The organism is Nonomuraea sp. NPDC049480 (assembly GCF_044465905.1).
In the GTDB taxonomy this organism is placed as follows: domain Bacteria; phylum Actinomycetota; class Actinomycetes; order Streptosporangiales; family Streptosporangiaceae; genus Nonomuraea.
The window spans coordinates 48,581-66,115 of the sequence record NZ_JBITMD010000030.1 but is presented as its reverse complement, the minus strand read 5'-3'; the positions used below and the strand labels follow the sequence as shown (position 1 = coordinate 66,115).

Annotated in this window: 14 protein-coding genes and 1 pseudogene; 7 read left to right on the top strand and 8 right to left on the bottom strand. The window is 68.9% G+C overall.

Features of this window, described 5'->3' with window-relative positions; all coding sequences use genetic code 11:
• Positions 1-38: 38 nt before the first annotated feature.
• The 3 genes from fdhF to ACIBX3_RS50820 all read right to left on the bottom strand — a co-directional run bounded on the left by fdhF (position 39) and on the right by ACIBX3_RS50820 (position 4,714).
• Complete coding sequence (gene fdhF / locus ACIBX3_RS50830; RefSeq protein WP_397127964.1) at positions 39-2,699, bottom strand: formate dehydrogenase subunit alpha; 2,661 nt, start codon at positions 2,697-2,699, stop codon at positions 39-41.
• Positions 2,696-4,378, bottom strand: a complete 1,683-nt coding sequence (locus ACIBX3_RS50825) for an NADH-ubiquinone oxidoreductase-F iron-sulfur binding region domain-containing protein (protein ID WP_397127963.1) — start codon at positions 4,376-4,378, stop codon at positions 2,696-2,698. Before ACIBX3_RS50825 ends, fdhF begins: the two co-directional genes overlap by 4 nt.
• A gap of 129 nt (positions 4,379-4,507) precedes the next feature.
• On the bottom strand, positions 4,508-4,714 hold the full coding sequence (locus ACIBX3_RS50820) for a hypothetical protein (RefSeq protein ID WP_397127962.1): 207 nt from the start codon (positions 4,712-4,714) through the stop codon (positions 4,508-4,510).
• 34 nt (positions 4,715-4,748) lie between these two features.
• On the opposite strand from ACIBX3_RS50820, the gene ACIBX3_RS50815 reads away from it, so the two are divergent.
• Positions 4,749-6,182, top strand: coding sequence for a PP2C family protein-serine/threonine phosphatase (locus ACIBX3_RS50815; RefSeq protein ID WP_397127960.1), 1,434 nt, complete (start codon positions 4,749-4,751; stop codon positions 6,180-6,182).
• 141 nt (positions 6,183-6,323) lie between these two features.
• On the opposite strand, the gene ACIBX3_RS50810 is transcribed toward ACIBX3_RS50815, so the two are convergent.
• Positions 6,324-7,163 carry a universal stress protein gene (locus ACIBX3_RS50810; protein ID WP_397127959.1) on the bottom strand — a complete coding sequence of 280 codons (840 nt, stop codon included), beginning with the start codon at positions 7,161-7,163 and terminating at the stop codon, positions 6,324-6,326.
• A gap of 824 nt (positions 7,164-7,987) precedes the next feature.
• Here ACIBX3_RS50810 and ACIBX3_RS50805 point away from each other — a divergent pair.
• A complete protein-coding gene (locus tag ACIBX3_RS50805; RefSeq protein WP_397127958.1) occupies positions 7,988-8,221 on the top strand; it encodes a DUF1918 domain-containing protein in 234 nt (77 codons plus the stop codon).
• Positions 8,222-8,316: 95 nt separating this feature from the next.
• On the opposite strand, the gene ACIBX3_RS50800 is transcribed toward ACIBX3_RS50805, so the two are convergent.
• Both ACIBX3_RS50800 and ACIBX3_RS50795 read right to left on the bottom strand, forming a co-directional pair.
• Positions 8,317-9,213: a GerMN domain-containing protein gene (locus ACIBX3_RS50800; RefSeq protein ID WP_397127957.1), complete on the bottom strand. Its 897-nt coding sequence runs from the start codon at positions 9,211-9,213 to the stop codon at positions 8,317-8,319.
• Between the two features lie 197 nt (positions 9,214-9,410).
• Entirely contained in the window at positions 9,411-10,073 is a 663-nt protein-coding gene (locus tag ACIBX3_RS50795) for a DUF305 domain-containing protein (protein ID WP_397127956.1), read from the bottom strand.
• A gap of 466 nt (positions 10,074-10,539) precedes the next feature.
• Between ACIBX3_RS50795 and ACIBX3_RS50790 the strand changes: the two genes are divergently transcribed.
• On the top strand, positions 10,540-11,280 hold the full coding sequence (locus ACIBX3_RS50790) for a GNAT family N-acetyltransferase (RefSeq protein WP_397127955.1): 741 nt from the start codon (positions 10,540-10,542) through the stop codon (positions 11,278-11,280).
• A 178-nt stretch (positions 11,281-11,458) separates the two neighbouring features.
• Complete coding sequence (locus ACIBX3_RS50785; protein WP_397127954.1) at positions 11,459-11,650, top strand: hypothetical protein; 192 nt, start codon at positions 11,459-11,461, stop codon at positions 11,648-11,650.
• Positions 11,651-11,672: 22 nt separating this feature from the next.
• Here ACIBX3_RS50785 and ACIBX3_RS50780 read toward each other — a convergent pair.
• A pseudogene (locus ACIBX3_RS50780) lies at positions 11,673-12,640 on the bottom strand (IS5 family transposase).
• 134 nt (positions 12,641-12,774) lie between these two features.
• Between ACIBX3_RS50780 and ACIBX3_RS50775 the strand changes: the two are divergent.
• Positions 12,775-13,608 (top strand): universal stress protein, encoded by an 834-nt coding sequence (locus ACIBX3_RS50775; protein WP_397127953.1) that lies wholly within the window; start codon positions 12,775-12,777, stop codon positions 13,606-13,608.
• Positions 13,609-13,973: 365 nt separating this feature from the next.
• On the opposite strand, the gene ACIBX3_RS50770 is transcribed toward ACIBX3_RS50775, so the two are convergent.
• Entirely contained in the window at positions 13,974-14,906 is a 933-nt protein-coding gene (locus tag ACIBX3_RS50770) for a magnesium transporter (RefSeq protein WP_397127952.1), read from the bottom strand.
• 143 nt (positions 14,907-15,049) lie between these two features.
• Here ACIBX3_RS50770 and ACIBX3_RS50765 point away from each other — a divergent pair, with 143 nt between their 5' ends.
• Together ACIBX3_RS50765 and ACIBX3_RS50760 are read left to right on the top strand one after the other, a co-directional pair.
• Entirely contained in the window at positions 15,050-15,892 is an 843-nt protein-coding gene (locus tag ACIBX3_RS50765; RefSeq protein WP_397127951.1) for a universal stress protein, read from the top strand.
• A 221-nt stretch (positions 15,893-16,113) separates the two neighbouring features.
• Complete coding sequence (locus tag ACIBX3_RS50760; RefSeq protein ID WP_397127950.1) at positions 16,114-17,499, top strand: wax ester/triacylglycerol synthase family O-acyltransferase; 1,386 nt, start codon at positions 16,114-16,116, stop codon at positions 17,497-17,499.
• Positions 17,500-17,535 lie beyond the last annotated feature (36 nt).

Below are 17,535 nucleotides of genomic sequence, written 5' to 3'. Positions count from 1 at the left end.
GAGTCCGCTGTCCCGCCGTTCACGCCTGTCGCATCCGGCTAACGCGGAGGTGTCAACCGTACGGCGGTGACCTTGTACTCCGGGCACGAGGTCACTGTGTCCGCGTGGCCGGAGGTGAGGGCGTTCACCTGGCTCGCAGGGAAATGAAAGGCGCAGAAGAGCTGGCCTGGTGCCGTTTCGCCGGTGATGCGGGCGATCAGCGTGGCGCGCCCGTGGCGGCTTTCCACGGTGACCAGGTCGCCGCCCGGGATGGCGTGGCGGGCAGCGTCCACTGGGTTGATGTCGACCTGATCGACGGGGTCGAGACGGAGGTTTCCGCTGCGCCGGGTCATGTTGCCGGAGTTGTAGTGCGCCCAGCGGCGGCCGGTGATCAGAACGAGCGGGTAGTCGTCGTCAGGGCTCTCGCCAGGCGGGAGATAGGGCCGGGCCGCGAGGTGGGCGAGGCCGTCGGCGGTGGCGAACCGGTCCTGGTACAGCTTGCCCGTCCCGGGGTGGCCGGCATCGGGGCATGGCCAGGCGATGGCGCCTTCCTGGTCGAGCCGCCGGTGTGAGATTCCACCGAAGATCGGCGCCACCCGGCCGCATTCCGCGAGCGCCGCGGCCGGGGTGGGGCAGCCCAGGTCAGCTCCCATGGCGGCGGCGAGGGCGTGGACGATGGCGAAGTCGGCGCGTGCCTCGCCGGACGAGGGGAGGGCGGGTCGCACCCGCTGGAAGCGCCGGTCGAAGTTGACGAAGGTGCCGTCCTTCTCCAGCCAGGACGCGGCGGGCAGGATCACGTCCGCGTGGCGGGCGGTCTCGGAGAGAAACAGCTCCTGGCAGACGACGAGGGGACAGGTGTCCAGCGCGGCGACGACCTGGTTGGTGTCCGGGTCGGTGGCGCAGACGTCCTCCCCGATGATCCACAGCACGCGCAGGGCACCGGCCCGCGCGGCGGCGAACATCTGCGGGATGCGCAGGCCGTCGTGCCGCGGCATCGGCACGCCCCAGACCTGCTCGGCCCTGGCGCGGGCGGCGGGGTCGCCGACTTTGCCGTAGCCGGGGAGCAGATCGGGCAGTGCGCCCATGTCGGAGGCACCTTGCACGTTGTTCTGGCCGCGTAGCGGGTTCACGCCGAAGCCGCGGCCGGTGCCGACCGCGCCGCGCAGGATGGCGAGATTGGCCAGCGTCCGCACACCGTCGGTGCCGTGCAGGTGCTCGGTCACGCCCAGCCCGTAGATGATCGCTGGTCGCTCGGCCCGGCCGTACAAGCGCCCGGCGGTCACGAGGTCGGGAACGGGAACGCCGGTGATGGCCGACACGCGGTCGGGCGGGTAGTCGTCGAGGAGTTTGGCGAGCTCGGCCAGGCCGGTGGTCCGGCGATCGAGGAAGTCCCGGTCGGTCAGGCCCTCGGCGAGCAGGACGTGTGCGAGCCCGTTGAACAGGGCGACGTTGGTGCCAGGCCGGGGCCGCAGGTGCACGTCCGCGTGCTCGGCCAGCCCCACGGCGCGCGGGTCAGCGACCACGAGCCGCGCCCCGCGCAGCACGCGCTGCAGTAGCCGCGCCCCGACGACCGGATGCGCCTCGATCGGGTTGGCACCTACCACGAGCAGGCAGTCGGCCTGCTCCACGTCGTCGAAGCTGTCGGTGCCGCCGGACAGCCCGAACGCGGCGGTCAGTCCGGCAGCGGAGGGGGAGTGGCACAGCCGTGAGCAGTTGTCGACGTTGTTCGTGCCGATGACGGTCCGCATGAACTTTTGGATGAGGTAGTTCTCCTCGTTGGTGGCCCTGGCCGAGGAGATCGCCGCCACGGTGTCGGGGCCGGCCTCGGCGATCGCCGCCCGCATCGCGCGGGCGACGTGGCCGAGGGCCTCGGGCCAGCTCACCGGCTCCAGCCGGGCGCCGCGGCGCAACAGCGGCTGGGTGAGCCGCTCGGGTGAGCGCAGGAATCCGTGGGCGAAGCGGCCCTTGACGCAGGCGTGCCCGCGATTGACCGGGCCGTCGTGGGCAGGTCGTACCGCGGTGACCTCGCCGTCGCGCGTCAGCACGTCCAGGGCGCAGCCGACGCCGCAGTAGCCGCAGGTGGTGCGGGTACGGGTGAACGCCGACAGGTGTGCGCCGACCGGCAGGCCGGGCTCGGTGAGGGCGCCGGTGGGGCAGGTGTCCACGCAGCCGCCGCACGCGACGCAGTCGGATTCGGCCCAGGGGCCACCCGTTCCCGGCGCCACCACGGTATCGCCGCCGCGTCCCGTCAGGGTGAGCGCGAAGGTGCCCTGGACCTCGGCGCACATGCGCACACATCGGCCGCAGGCGATGCACAGATCGCGATCCAGTCGGACGTAGGGGTGACTGTCATCACGGCCGCGCTCCGGTTCGGCGGCACCTGGGCCGACGCCCAGCCTCCGGCACAGCCGGGCCAGCTCGGTGTCGCCCTCCAAGGCGTGGCCGGGAAGCGCGGACACGATCAGCTCCACGGCGTCGTGCCGCAGCCGGCGTAGGTCCTCCTGTTCAACCCCTACTTGAGCACCCTCTGTCACGGGAGTCACGCACGCGGCGACCACATGCCCGTCCAGCCGTGCCAGGCAGGCCCGGCAGGAACCCACAGGCGTCATGCGGTCGTCGTGGCAGAGCGCGGGGAGCTCGACGCCTGCCGCACCGACCGCGGACAGCACCGTGGCCCCTTCGGGCACGGTGACGCCGACACCGTCCACGATCACTCTCACCCGCCCCACCCCCGCAGCCTGTCTCCGTAGGCACGGGCCAGACTCCGCACGGCCGCGGGCACCCGGCGGCCGAACGCGCACAGGCTGGCTTGGCTCATTACCTCGAGCATGCGAGCGTACGCCTCTCCGGGAGGACCGCTCGCCGTGGCCAGTTCCAGCCCGCGGCGCGAGCCGACCCGGCAGGGCGAGCAGGCTCCGCAGCTTTCGGCGGCGGCGAAGGCCCACACATGCCGCAGCACGTCTTCCGGCCTCGGCCGATCGTCGATCGCCACCAGTCCCGCGTGGCCGAGCGCCGCGCCGTACCGGCTCAGTGCTGCCTCGCTCAGCGGCACATCCAACTCCTGCTCCGCCAGGAACCCGCCCAGCGGCCCGCCGACCTGCAAGACGCCGAGAGCGGCGCCGTCCCGCAGGCCGCCGCCCAACTCGGCGACGATCCAGCGCAGGGGCGTGCCGAGCTCGACCTCGTAGCAGCCGGAGCGGGCGAAGCGTTCCGACAGACAGACCAGCTTCGTGCCCGTCTCACCGGGCGTCCCCCGGCGGGCGTAGGCGTCCCCGCCGTGCCGGACGATCCACGGGATCGCCGCCAGGGTCTCGACGTTGTTCACCACGGTCGGCGCATCCCACAGCCCGCTGCTGGTCGGGTACGGCGGCCGCGCCCGCGCGCAACCCCGGCCGCCTTCCAACCCGGCGATGAGCGCCGTCTCCTCGCCCGCCACATACGATCCCGCGCCGGCCACCACCTCGACGTCGAGATCCACATCGCTGCCGTGCACCCGCGCACCGAGATGACCCTCCTCGTACGCCCGCACCACGGCCGCGCGCATCCGGGCCAGCGCCCGCGGATACTCCGAACGCACCAGCACCACGCCACGGCGGGCCCCGCAGGCGAAGCACGCCAGCGCCAGCCCTTCGAGCACTCGCCCGGGATCCTCCTCCATCAGCAGCCGATCGGCGTAGGAACCCGGATCGCCCTCGTCGCCATTGGCGACCACCACGGTGTCCGGCGAAGGACGCGCGGCCGCCCACTTGGCCGCCACAGGAAAGCCCGCTCCGCCCCGGCCACGCAATCCGGAGGCCGCCACCGCCGCCTGGACCTGCTCCGGCGTGCCCCGGTCGACGGCTTCCGGCCAGGTCTGCCATGCGGCCTCCCCGGTGACGATTCCGGAGAGCACGATCGGGTCGCCGGTGGCATCGGCCGTCGGAATGGGCGGCGCATTCGGCCGCACCCGCCCGGCCACCTGATCGGCGACGTCCGGGCCGACGCAAGGTGTCTCACCGTCCAGACACGCCGGGCTCGCATAGCAATAGCCCAGGCACCGAACGGTCTGCACGGAGACCTCCGGTTGTGGATCTCCGCCGTCCAGGCCGAGAGCGTGCTGTATCTCGGCCAGGTGCCGGTTCCCCCGCGCCGCGAAACACGCGGTCGCGGTGCACACCCGCACGTGGCGACGTCCATGCCGGGACGCCAGGTCGGCGTAGAAGCTCGCCGGGCCGAGCCCGGCAGCCGCGGGCAGCCCGAAGGCGTGAGCGATCTCCGGCGCCCATGCCTCCGGCCCGCTGACTGTCTCCGACGCGGCCTGGGCCAGGGCTTCCACCAACCGGATACCCGGTCGTCCACGCCGATCAGCAAGGGCGCGGAACGCGTCAAAGGGCGGGTCCACGAGGGTCGTCCTGCCCATTTTCCCAGGTCACGAACTCGGTCTCGGTCTCGGTCTTCGCTCCAAGCTCGAGCGAGCTGCGCGTCCCCCATAGCCGGAGCAGGTCCTTTGCCAGTGCGGTCACCTGCCCGCCTGCTGTAGCGGCGGCAATCAATGTCGATGCGTGGCGGTCTCGGTCAGTGGAGTAAACAGTTCGCCGGTCTGGCTATTTGTTTGATGTCGATTCCAGCAGGAAACCCAGATGCCGTCCCCTTTGCTGCAGAGCAGTCCGGCAGTGCGCAGCACCTTCAGGTGATGGCCGGCGAGGTGAGGCCGGCTGAAGGCCTCCGTCGTTCGCGACACGGTCACCAGGTACACGAAAGAGGCGTTATCCCTGGTCAGAGTGTTTAAGATGGGTAATCTGCTCGGGTGTGGCGTGCCGCGCGCTGACCGAGATCAGCACCCGGCGCTTACCAGCGAGGGCCACGGAAACCGAGCGTCTAGCCACCGGGCGGCCACGATGACGGGGAAAGCGGAAGAGCCACAGCAGGCGCAAGCCCACGAGACGCGGCTGCGCCTGGGCACCGAGTTGGAGCAGATCGCCAAACAGCTCAGGTCGCTGGCCCGGACTCAAGACCAGTTGCACGACTTGTACGAGGCCGTCCTGGCCCGTGAGGTGGAGCTATCCGTCGTGCTGGGTTTGATCGTATCCACCGCGATGAACCTGGTCGGCGCCCGCTATGGCGCGCTAGGCGTACTCGACGAGGACGGTGAAAACATCGCGTTGTTCGTCCCCATGGGCCTGTCGGAGCAGGAAAGGGCCGACCTGGGCGGAACGGAGTTTCCCCACGGGCGCGGCCTGCTCGGCCATCTAATCAGCCACCCTGAACCATTGCGCGTCGATGACATCTCCGCCCACCCGGACTCGGCGGGCTTCCCGCCCGGTCATCCACCGATGCGCAGCCTGCTGGGAGCCCCGATCAACATCCGCGGCAAGATCTATGGAGACCTGTACGTCTCCGAGCGGCTCGACGGACGGCCCTTCGACGCCCACGACGAAACCCTGATCATAGCGCTGGCCAGCGCCGCGGGACTGGCCATCGACGACGCCCGCCTGTACGAGCAAACCCGCCACGACGCCGAGCGCTTCCAACGACTCCTGCTGCCACGACTCCCCGAGCACATGGAACCGTTCGACGCTGCCGCGGCCTATCGCCCCGCCACCATCCCCGATCGCGTCGGCGGAGACTGGTACGACGCCATGCTCGTCCCCGACCAAGCCTGCGCAGCAATCATCGGCGACGTCGTCGGACACGATCTCCAGGCCGCCGCTGCCATGACCCAGACTCGGAACATGCTGCGTGCCCTCCTCTACGACCAGCGCACCTCGCCAAGCGCCGTCCTCAGCCAGCTTGACCGCACGGTCCACGCCATCACGGACGACCCCGTCACGACCGCGTGCCTCGCCCGTATCGAACCCGAAGCTCATGGCTGGACGCTACGCTGGAGCGTTGCAGGCCACCCTCCGCCACTGCTGCTCACCCTCGACCAAAAGGCTCGCTACCTGCACGCTGACCCCGATCTGCCCCTCGGCGTCGACACTGCGCAGCCGCGCCGCGACCACACCCACTTCCTGCCCTCAGGCGCCACAGTGATCTTTTTCACCGACGGGCTCATCGAACACCACGAGTTCTCGATCGAAGAGGGACTGGAACGCCTCGCGGCCATCGCCGCTGCTCACGCCGCCCTGCCCGTGCGCGACTTCGTGCAAGCACTGATCGACCATCACCCCAGCGACGGCCACGACGACATGGCTGTTCTCGCCCTACGCATCCCGCACATCTGACCGCGGGAAGGAACGACAAGGTGGTGAGCCAGCCGCCGCGCCGCCTCCCCGGGAGGTCAGCCCGACCGGGCGATCCAGAAGATGTCCACAATGTGAGCTCGCTGCGCCGCCTCAGGCAGCAACGACAACGCCGCAGATCTCCTAACGCACGATGACAACCGGGCAGGGTGCATGCCGCAACATGGCGGCCGTCACGGAGCCGAACCGTCCGTGCGGGCTCCCGACGACCACCAGGGTCGCGTCAGTGACGGCGGCGAGCGCCTCGCTCGCCCGCGACATTGGCGTACGGGCCTCGATCGTGACCTGCGGCTGCTTCTCTCTCCATGACATGAGGACTTGCGCCACCCACTGCTCCGCCGTGTTTTGGACGGCCAGCGGGTCGAGGGCCGGAAACGTGCTCCCTCCCCAGGACACCGGAGGCTGGTGCCAGGCGTGCACGACGAGCAACGGCAGACCGCGTAGGGCCGCTTCTGTGCAGGCGAAGCCGAGCACCGCGTCGGCCTTGTCGTCGTCCGCCAGACCCGCCACTATCGGCCCCGGCTGAGGGCTGCGTGGCAGTGGGCCTCTGCCGCGGACGACGATGACCGGGCACTGCGCGTGGGCGGCCGTATGGGTTGCCACGGAGCCGGTCATCGCTCGGGCCACCGCGCCCAGCCCGCGGGAGCCGACCACGAGCAGTCCGGCATCAGATGAGAGCTCCTCAAGCCGGGCGGTCGCCGAGCCCTCGTACAAGTCGGGTCGCACGTCCAGCCCGGGGGAACTGGCTCGTGCGCAGTCGGCACCGTGCCACAGCACGTGCTCGGCCGCATGGCGCAGCGAGTCACGAGCCGCCTGATCCCCCTCGCCATACGGCCACTGCCACGCGTGGCAGACGGTGAGGGGAAGCTTGCGGAGCTCGGCCTCGTCCATCGCCCAGTCCAGCGCCTGCATCGCGTGGTCGGAGCCGTCGTAGCCGATGACCACGCCCCTTGTCTCGTTCACATCTCCACTCTTGGCAGACCACGGCGCCGTACGGCAGGCCACAACGGCTTGGTCTTGAAGGCTTTGCCTTGCCTGGCCAGAGCTTTGACTCAACTGGCCGCTACTCCGCAGAGTGACCAATACGCCGCCATCGGACACTCCTCTGTCACGTCCGGCAATTCGAGCCCCTACCCACCGGAGGCGATCAGGCAGAGCCTTACGGCATGGATAAACGGGGCTGTTGGTCTCCAGCGTGGAGACGGATCGAGACGCGATCCGGACGGACGGCTCCATTGCCTCCATCGCCATCGGCCCCCTGGTGCCCACGAGCGGGACTCGTGGTCGGCATCACCACGGCGGCGGTCATCGCAGACGGCGCCGGCGGGATAGGTGCGTCGTATGACTTAGGTCACACAGCCTCGGGTCGTTCGCCTCCGGCACGCGAAGAGGACCGGAGAGAAGGTGAGGTCACCAAGAAGTCATGAGTGAACGAGGGGTGATCGAGATGGCCGTTCTCCTGGGTACGACGCACGCCGAGACCGATCCGCTGAACGAGACGTATTTCGTGAGAGCCGCCGGTGCGCTGGATGTTCACCGCGCGGATTCAGGGCACGCGTGCGTCTCCTGTGCCGCTGCGTGGCCATGCGCCCCCGCACTGGCAGCCGCCTTCATGCTCGAACTGCACGCTGCCTAATGGAGCGACGAATGGACATCCAAATCGTGTCGACGACGGCCTATTCACCCGTCGTCGACACAAATCGGGCATGCTCCCACGTACTCGTGAAGGCCGAAGGTCCCTTTCTGCGGAGACTTCAGGCCCTGTCGGGCTCGGTGCTGGGCCTTGCATGGTGAAGGTGTTCCCAGGCCGCCATTACGAGGAGATCGACATGAAGGCCACAGTGGGGGATCGGCTGATTGTGGAACGCACACGCGGCAGCAGTACGCGCCGTGAAGGGTTCATCGTGGAGGTGGCTCATCTGGACGGCACGCCGCCCTATGTGGTTCGCTGGCTCGACTCCGAGCGCGAGACCCTCGTTTTCCCGGGACCCGACGCGCGTCTCGTCCACGCGACGCGATGACCGTTCCACGTCATCGGCATCTGCAGGCACATGCTGGCTGGACTCCTGTGCCGGAGCTCGACGTGGCCGCCTGTCGACGTGTGGAACCGGCCGTGCTACGGCTCCAGAGACTGCGGGATGGAATCCGACGGGCCGGTCGGGCGCTCGGTTCTCCCCACCGCATCGTAGATCTTCACCCACTTGATCGACGGGAACTGCTTGAGCGTCGGCCTGATTTGATCGGCGATGGTGAACGTCGATCCCCCACTGGTGACACGCCCGGTCAGGTAGACCCTGGCGATGCCGTTCTTGACCGTCAGCTTGCTGAAGCCGGTGGCCTTAGAGGCCACGAAACGCAGCCCTTGCGCCTTCTCGGCCTGGGTGGGGCCGGCGAACAGCCGCTGCAGCGCCCCGAAGGCAGTGACCGGCGCTATCACCGGACGCCGAACGGCGGTGGTGTACGGCTTGCGACCGGTGCTGTAGTTGGCCGTGTTGAGGAAGTAGTCGCGTACCGGCACCGTCCGGTAGGGGGTGGCGATGTCGACGACGACCCGGCTCGGCTGGGTGAGCGTGTAGACCCGGAAGGGTGCCCGCTTGGCGAGCCCGGTCCCGAAGGTTAACGTCGCCTCGAAGTCGCCGGTGTTGACGACCTGGATAACCCCGGGCAGTGCGTAGGTCCTACGGGCAGGCCCGTACGTGATGTCGCCGCGGCGGTCGTGCCCGTCGGCCTGGCTGAAGCGGATCTGGAGCAGAGCGCTGCCGACCACGTTGACGGTCTGCCCGGAGCCGTCGGCGATCAGCTTGGATACGTAGCGGACGTCGCGCTGGGCCGGCACCCGGCCGCGGAACTCGAAGACCAGCCGGTCCAAGCCGTAGTGGTGCGCGGCCCGGATCCCCACCAGCGTGGGGGTGACGGCCTGCTGGGTGGCCTGCGCCGGCATGGCCAGCAGTCCCGTGGCCGAGGCGACCATCGCGGTGGCGATAAGGGGGCGAATCGGGAGCATTATGATCATCTCTTTTCCCCGTGAGTGCTCCTGATTCCAGCGTGAACGCCCCCATGGCCGGGCGACACCGGCGAATGTCCCTTAGTTTGCGGATTTGAGCCACAAAAACGGGACGAAGTCTCGGGATGCGATCATGAGACACCCACGATGCGGCGCCTGCCATCCCGCGGAACCTCACGAGCCATCCCCGGCGACGGCACCGGTGATCAGCGAGGTCCCCAGATCCCGCCGGGCATGTTTCCCCAGCTGCCGTCGAACCAGTCGCTCAGATACTGCCGCATCTGGAACATCTCGGCGTGCTGGGCATCGCGCACGCCGGCCGCGAACGCCCGGACCTCCCCGTGTTCCGCCTGCCCGCGCATCAGCAGTTGCTGGGACATCATCACCGCCACCATGTGGTGGGGAATCATGTCCTGCAAGAACGCCTCGTCCAGCGCATCACCCGACAACTGGGACAGATCACGCATCATCGGCTGGTAGTCGACCACCGTCGAGTATCCCAGGTACCAGGCGGCCAGCCACTTCTTCATGGTGGCGATCTCGGCGGTCTGGGTCTTCACGATCGAGGCGCCCAGGGCGCGCATCTCCGCCCGGCCCGAGCGCTGCAGTTGCCGGGCGGCGGTGACCGCCTCCTGGTGGTGGGCCACCATCTCGGCGAGGTAGTCGAACTCGCTGCCGAAGCTAGTGGGGTGCATCCGGCCCATCGGCCACATCCTGCTCATCGGGCCGAAGTCATGTCCGTAGCTCTGCTGCTGCCACCTGGTGGCGTGCGGTGGCTGGGCGTTGCCCGCGGCGACGGCGACGCCGGTCACCGTGGCGGTGGCCAACACCGACCCGGCGGCGATCCCCGCGATTACTGACCGTCTCATCTCGACCCCCTGGTTCCAAGACCACTGATGGCGGTCCTCATCTCCCAGCCTGAACCGGCCCGGCCGGCGAGGGCAGGGCCTTCCGACACCCAAGGCCAAGCCCAACAGCGCTCACGGGCAGGACCAACGTCCCTCGCATATGGGACCTAGGGCCTGTACGGAGTTGAGATCAGACGGATCGCCTGCGCTTCGGATTCCGATCCTGGTAGGCCATCGCCATGGCGCGTGGAGGCCTCACCGATGAGTAGAGATCTGCATCATGACTGATCGGGCGGCCGCCGCGGGAGCCGCGCCTTTTGCGGTGGGCCGCCTGGTCGCTCTTCTCGGGGATGACGGCCTTGATGCGGCGTCGGCGCAGGTAGGCGCACGGCCGGTTCAAGATCATGATCTGGCTGCGGAGGATGGTGAATGGCCTGCTCATATAAGCCGTTGAGCTGGCTGGTTGGATCGTGGGACGCTGTGCCGCGTGGAAGAAACGCCACGGGCAGGCGCCGGTAGCTCCCGGTTCACGATGCGGCTGCGCCTTGAACCGGCCGGTCCCGCTAACGCTGCTGACCTGTGGCGTGTGCATGCCGACGACGAGGTGTGGCCGTGGTACGGCAACGAGAAGCCGAGCCTGGAGCGGATGCAGCGGTGGGCAAAGTCAATCGGGGACTCGTGGCGTTTGCATGGCGTCCACAAGTGGATCGCGTACGACCGGGTGAGTGGCGAGGTCGTCGGTCGCGGTGGATTGTCGCGCACACCGGTCGACGAGGACTGGGGTCAGATCTACACGTTCCTTCCGGCGGAGCCGTGGGTGCGCGTCGCGCATGAGAGTCGCCGCCCGTTCATCGCGCACGCGAACTGGCTCGAGATCGGATGGGCGCTACGGCACGAGTGGTGGGGACGCGGCTACGCCTCTGAGATCGGCCGGGCAGGGCTGGCGTTCGCATTCGACGTCCTCGAGGTGCAAGCCGTGGTGTCGTGCACCGTGCGTCACAACGTGCGCTCGCGTGCCGTCATGGAGCGCATCGGCATGCGGTACGCGGGCGAAATTCGCAGCCGCGGCATGGTTGACGGGGTTGAAGCAGAGCAGGACGACGCACCGTACGCGGTGTGCGTGCTGCTGCGAAGCGACTGGGACCGATCCGCCGCCAGGTCGCTTCAGGATCGTCCCTGGGAATGGGTGGCTGACCCCGCAGGCGGTAGGTGCGGCGTGTCGGCTTGATCAACACAACGAGGCTTCGGTAGGACGCGGGTCTCTCACCACTCCTCGTATACCGGAGCCTCGTTGTCTGCCCCTCAGCGTGCCGCTGCCACGCGTGCCGGCGAATCGGATCCCGACGCGTGGCACGCGCTGTCGTCGTCGTTGTCCGGTTGCCGGTCGGTGGGCCAGGCCGCCCACGGTGGTCTCGGCAGCCGACCTGCTTGACCGGTTCATCCAGATCCCGGATGGCCGCTGCCCGCCGTGGGTGGATCATCCGCTGGCGGTGGTACTGGTGCTGATGCTGTGCGCGGGTGCGGTGGTGGCCGGGATGGGCTTGTTCACGGCGGCGGCGGGCTGGATCGCCGACGCGTTCCGTACAAGCTGGCACTAGAGCCTGTACGGAGTTCGGATCTCTAGGCTGGCCGGAGGCTTCGGATCCATAAGACGGCTCCGCGTAGGTGCAGGCCGGCCAGATAGCTATCGGGCGTCTTGTCGAACCGGAAGGCCAGCCCACGCCACTCCTTCATCCGGTTGATGCAGCGTTCGGCCGCGTTGCGCTGCTTGTAGAGATCGGGATCATGGGTGACCGGCCGGCCGCCGCGAGAGCCGCGCTTCTTGCGGTTGGCCGCCTGGTCGGCCTTCTCGGGGATGACCGCCTTGATCCGACGTCGGCGCAGGTAGGCGCGGTTGCCGCGAGAGGAGTAGGCCTTGTCGGCAGCCACCGCGCCCGGCCTGGTGCGCGGACGGCCGATCGGCAGGCGGATCTTGATGCGCTCCAGCACGGCGCGAAACTGCGGGCTGTCTCCGGCCTGGCCGGGAGTCAGGACGAAGGACAGCGGACGGCATCGACAGTCGGCCGACAGATGGACCTTGCTGGTCAGCCCACCCCGCGAGCGACCCAGGTTGGCCGCCTTCAGCCGGAACCGGTGCCGGCGTCGTAGCCGCCTTCGTCTCTCCCCGTCGTCATCCCGGGCGTTTTGCCCCTTTGGCGCAGCCCCTTTTCCCGCTCGGCGGCTTGTTCCAGCGCTGCGCTCAGCTCGCCGTCCAAGACCATCCCGGCGGCATGATGGTGGGCGCGGGCGGTGGTGGAGTCGACGCTGACCAGGTCGAGGTCGGCCTGCCCGCGGGCTGCGGCCTCGGCGATCATCGCCTGCATGAGCTGCTCGAACACGCCGTTCAGCGCCCAGGAGCGGAACCGGTCGTAGGCAGTAGACCATGGCCCGTACTCGGTCGGCAGGTCCCGCCACGGGCTGCCGGTCCGAAACCGCCACATCACAGCATTGAACAGCAGTCGCAGATCGGGGATCGGGCCTCGCTCGCCCAACGGCAAGTGAGGCTCGATCAAGGACCATTCCTCGTCGGTGAGGTCTCCACGCGCCATGCCCGATGCCCTACCAGGATCGCCGACCGCACCGCAGGCAATCCCTCTGATCTCAACTCCGTACAGGCCCTAGTCCCAGTGAGCAGCAGGTGGTCGGCGCGCGAGACTTGAGGTAAGAGCAGAGGAGGTGCGTGATGGCCAGACACATCGTGGTCGGAGTGGACGGATCCGCACCGGCGACGGCGGCCGTGGAATGGGCCGCCGCAGACGCCCAGCGCAGAGGACTGGGGCTGCGGATCGTACACGTGTGCGAGCAGTGGCTCGGTGAACTCGGGACGGAATTCTGCACCGGGACGCTCGCCGCGGCCGCCGATCGGGTACGGGACCTGGCGCGCGACGTCGAGGTCACCACGGAGTTGCTGCCTGGGAACGTGATCGACGTCCTGATCGCCGAGTCGGCGTCCGCGGACAGCGTGGTGCTGGGCAGCCGAGGACTCGGCGGGTTCGAAGGGATGGTGGTCGGCTCCGTCAGCCTGGGCGTCGCCGGGCACGCCGCCGGTCCGGCAGTGATCGTCCGTGGGCCTTCTTCGACGAGGCACGGGCGGGTGGTGGTCGGATATGACGGCTCGGCGCATTCCGAGACTGCCATGCAGTACGCCGTCGAGCAGGCCCGGGCTCGCGAGGTTCCGCTGCACGTCGTCTTCGCCTGGCAGACGCCGGTCTTCTCGCCGTATGCGGCCGCATTCAGCAGCTTGCTGGAGGAGGCCTACGAGGGGGACATCCGCGCGGCGTCCGAGCGCGTGGTGCCCTGGCGCGAGAAGAACCCGGATGTCGAGATCACCAGCGAGCAGGTGATCGGCCACCCGGCCAGCGTCCTCATCAAGGCAGGCGGCACGGCCGACCTCGTCGTGGTGGGCTCGCGTGGCCTGGGAGGCTTCGCCTGTGCGGTGCTCGGCTCGGTCAGCCACGCGGTGCTGCATCACCTGACCTGTCCGATCGCCGTGGTGCGGCCTCGAACTCAGGCGTGAGGCTCTGGCCTCGTCCGGCCGCGCGCGCCTCTCTTCGGGGCCAGGGCGATGAGCGTCGGCTCCTCACCCGGTACGGCGGCGGCCCTGGACCGCCGCCGCATATTCCGTTTCGTCCAGGGCGAGGCCGAGCTGCGGGAGCGCCCGTTCCAGCGGCGAGCGCGCGAGTGCCGCCCACCCAAACGATAAGGAGCTGGGGATGGAACTGAAGCAGCTGCTCGGGGACGAGGCCGAATATCTGCTGGGGCACCGTGCGACCGGAATCGCGCGGACAAGCTGCACCTACCTGGAGCTGACGTCGTAGAGGGGGTGATGATGCACACCGACCGGAGCACTGTGGTGACGGTCCGGGGCCACCGCCCGCCTTGTCACGTGAAAGCCATCGCCGTGAGCAGGTAGACCGTGATGGAGACGAGGTCCTGGATGACGGTCGCCAAAGGTCCGGAACCGAAGGCCGGATCGCGGCCGAGGCGACTGAGCAGCCACGGCAGGCCCATGGCCAGCGCCGAGGCCACGGAGCAGGCGGCGAACAGGGCGATGGCGGCCGTCATGGCCACCCCGGTGTCGCCGTACAACAGGGCGAAGGGCAGGAAGGCAGCGGCCATCGTAAGTCCGATGATCAGCCCGGTGATCGCCTCTCCTCGGGCGAGCCGGCGGACGGAGACCCCCACCGACAGCCCGCGCACCACCACCGCCTCGGTCTGAGTGCCTACGGCGTCGGCCAGGTAGACCACACCGGGGAGGAAGAACGCCAGAGTGACGTTGGCGGACAGGCGCTCCTCGAAGGAGCCGACGATGCCCGCCGACAGCATCGCGCCGGCCAGCCCGATCAGCAGCCACGGGATGCGGTGCAGGAACCGGCGTCGGACGGACTCCTCGGCGGCGGTCCTGGCCCTGAGGCTGCCGCTAAGTCGGGCCATGTCCTCGTCGTGCTCCTCCAGCAGGACGCGCAGCAGTCGGCGCCTGGGCACCAGACCGTGGAAGCGGCCGTCCTCGCCGACCACGGCCAGGCTGCTCTCCCCGTGCTGGACGGCGTGCCAAGCCGCCACCTCCTGGTCCACGCCGGGCAGAGCGATGGGAGGGTCCCGGTCCGCCAGCTCCGAGAGTGGAGTGCCGTGCGAGGCCGCGAGCAGACGCTCGACGTCGATCATGCCGACCAGGCGGCCTCGCGCGTCCAGGACCACGAGGTCGGAAGCGCTGTCGAACCGTTCGCCCAGCATGCGCTCGCGCGCCTGCCCCGCAGTGACCTCGGGAGAGAACACGGGAACCCGGGTGACGACGTGCTCAACGGCGGTAGCCATGGCGCCATGATGCCGCGCCGGAAGCCACCCGTGGGGGACCGTCTGGTTCAGGACCCGGTCGGCCTTTGGTCCTGTCCGTGAGGGACCTACGGCTCTGGGGCGGCGTGGCTGTACACGGTGCGATGGGAGAAAGGAGGTTCGACATGATCATCGCAGGTGTTGACGGATCGGCGGCGGCGCGTGCCGCTGTGGCGTGGGCGGCAGATGACGCCATGCGGATGCGCGAGCCGTTGCGCATTGTGCACGCCCTCAATCGCGATCCGTACCGGTACTGGACGATCCACGCCTCTCTCGACCAGGACACGCTCCTTCACATGGCGCAGACGATGGTGAGCGAGGCGGCCGAGCTGGCGCGCGAGTGCCAGCCGCACATCGAGGTGTCGACCGAGATCGTCGAGGGTGCTGCGGCGCCGGTGCTGCGCGAGCAGGCAAAAGCCGCGACTGAGATCGTCATCGGCAGCCGAGGGCTGGGCGGGTTTACGGGCGCTCTGCTCGGCTCCGCGAGCATGAACGTGGCCGGTAAAGCGCACTGCCCGGTCGTCGTGGTGCGACCCGAGCAGGGGTCCGCACGCGGCGAGGTAGTGGTCGGCCTTGACGACGCACCGGAGTGCGAGCCCGCGCTGGAGTTCGCCTTCCAGCAGGCCGAGCTACGCGGCAGCCCGCTGCGCGCAATCCACGCCTGGCAGCCGCCGGTACAGCTGTACGCCCCACAGATCAACTACGACCCCGACGACATCACCGCGGCGCACAGACAAGCCGCTACCGCCAGGGTCGCCCGGTTCCGGCAGGCGCATCCGGGTGTAGAGGTGATCGAGGACGTGCGGCGCGCACATCCGGTCGATGCCCTGGTGGCCGCTTCGGCGCAGGCCGCGCTGGTAGTCGTCGGCTCGCACGGGCGGGGAGGCATCCGCTCGGCGCTGCTCGGCTCGGTCGGGCACGGTGTGCTGCACCACGCCCGCTGCACCGTGGCAGTGGTACGGAACTGACGAGGCCGGCCGTATCGTCGCGTAGTGCACGGGAGCTCGCGATCGACGACTCCGAGCGTGTGGGCCCGCCTCATCGGGCGTCGGCACGTGGCGCGCACCAGCCGACCCGGCCTCCTCAGCCACTGGTGGAGCGTCGGATAATGGAGAAAGAGACGAAAGTCCTCGGTGAAAGGGAAGATCTGCTCTGATCTCCTCGCCCGTGTGACAGCGACCATCGAAACATGCGGCAGCTCAGCGCGCTGGACGCGCAGTTTCTCAACTTCGAGACCGCCACCAACGTCGCGAACATCGGCGGACTGGCAGTCCTCGAAACGGACCTGTCCAAAGAGAGCATCCTGCTCAGGCTGTCCGAGCGCATGGCCGGGGTGCCGCAGCTACGGCAACGCCTGGTCCACGTGCCCCTCGGCCTCGACCACCCGTACTGGGCCGACGACGGTGAGGTCGACCTGGAGTATCACGTCCGGGAGCTCGCCCTGCCGGCTCCCGGCGATAATGCGCAGTTGGGCGAGCAGGTGGCCCGCCTGCACGAGCGGCTGTTGGACCGCTCCCGTCCGCTGTGGGAGATGTACCTGATTCACGGCCTTGCCGGAGGCCGGTGCGGCATCTACACCAAGCTCCACCACGCCGCCGTCGACGGGCTGACCGGGGCCGAGGTGCTTGCCGCGCTCATGGACCCCGGCCCTGGAGCGGTCGCATGCGAGCCGGAACCCCCTCCGGAGCTGTGGCACATGCTGGCCAGGAGCGCCTGGCACCTCGCCGCGAACCCCGCGCATCTGCTGAGGTTCGCGGGCGAGGTCCTGCCGGTGCTGGACCAGCTCCCCGGCGTTTCCCGGCTGCCCGGCGCGGGTCCCTTGTCGCGGCTGCTGCAGCGCGGACCCTCGCCTGAACTGCCGGATTTCGCCGCTCCCTACACCCCGCTGAGCGGTCCAGTCTCGTCACATCGCCGCTATGCGTTCGCCGACCTGCCGTTGTATGAGATCAAACGGGTCAAGAACGCCTTTGGCGTGACGGTGAACGATGTCGTGATGACGCTGGCAGCCTCCGCGTTGCGCCGCTGGCTGATGGCGCACGGGGCGTTGCCGGACGTTCCCCTGGTCGCGGGCGTGCCGTTCTCCCTGCGTGGGCGGACAGGAGCCAATGACGGCAATCAGGTCACCATAATGATCACACAGCTGGCCACCCAGGTGGCCGACGCTCGCCGCAGGCTGGAACTCGTGAGCGAGGCGATGCGGCAGATCAAGGAACGCTTCGCGCTGGCACCGGCGGGCTGGTTGCGGGAGCTGAGCGAAAGCCTGCCCGCCGCGCTGAACGGCGTGGCTGACCGCGCTGTGTTCGAGCTGGTAGGCAGGACCGCGCCGCCCATCAACGTGATCATCTCCAACATTCCCGGCCCGCAGTTTCCGCTGAGGATCGCAGGAGTTGAGCTGCTCGCGCACTACCCGGTGTCCGTGATCACCGACGTGAGCGGCGCCCTGAACATCACGGCCTTCTCCTACAACGGCCGCCTCGACGTCGGAATCATCGCCTGCAGAGAGCGGGTCCCCGATGTGTGGGCCTTCCCGGGTTACCTTCGTGAGGCTTTGGAAGAGCTAAAGCCCGCCTCCTGACCCGCGGCCCCCTCTCGTCGGCGCATCCTTGTTCTT

Bases quoted from the DNA above. Each gene is read 5' to 3' on its own strand.
- ACIBX3_RS50825 (WP_397127963.1), bottom strand. From the start codon at position 4,378: ATGGGCAGGACGACCCTCGTGGACCCGCCCTTTGACGCGTTCCGCGCC.
- ACIBX3_RS50815 (WP_397127960.1), top strand. From the start codon at position 4,749: ATGGGTAATCTGCTCGGGTGTGGCGTGCCGCGCGCTGACCGAGATCAG.
- ACIBX3_RS50805 (WP_397127958.1), top strand. From the start codon at position 7,988: ATGGTGAAGGTGTTCCCAGGCCGCCATTACGAGGAGATCGACATGAAG.
- ACIBX3_RS50800 (WP_397127957.1), bottom strand. From the start codon at position 9,213: ATGATCATAATGCTCCCGATTCGCCCCCTTATCGCCACCGCGATGGTC.
- ACIBX3_RS50795 (WP_397127956.1), bottom strand. From the start codon at position 10,073: ATGAGACGGTCAGTAATCGCGGGGATCGCCGCCGGGTCGGTGTTGGCC.
- ACIBX3_RS50775 (WP_397127953.1), top strand. From the start codon at position 12,775: ATGGCCAGACACATCGTGGTCGGAGTGGACGGATCCGCACCGGCGACG.
- ACIBX3_RS50770 (WP_397127952.1), bottom strand. From the start codon at position 14,906: ATGGCTACCGCCGTTGAGCACGTCGTCACCCGGGTTCCCGTGTTCTCT.
- ACIBX3_RS50765 (WP_397127951.1), top strand. From the start codon at position 15,050: ATGATCATCGCAGGTGTTGACGGATCGGCGGCGGCGCGTGCCGCTGTG.
- ACIBX3_RS50760 (WP_397127950.1), top strand. From the start codon at position 16,114: ATGCGGCAGCTCAGCGCGCTGGACGCGCAGTTTCTCAACTTCGAGACC.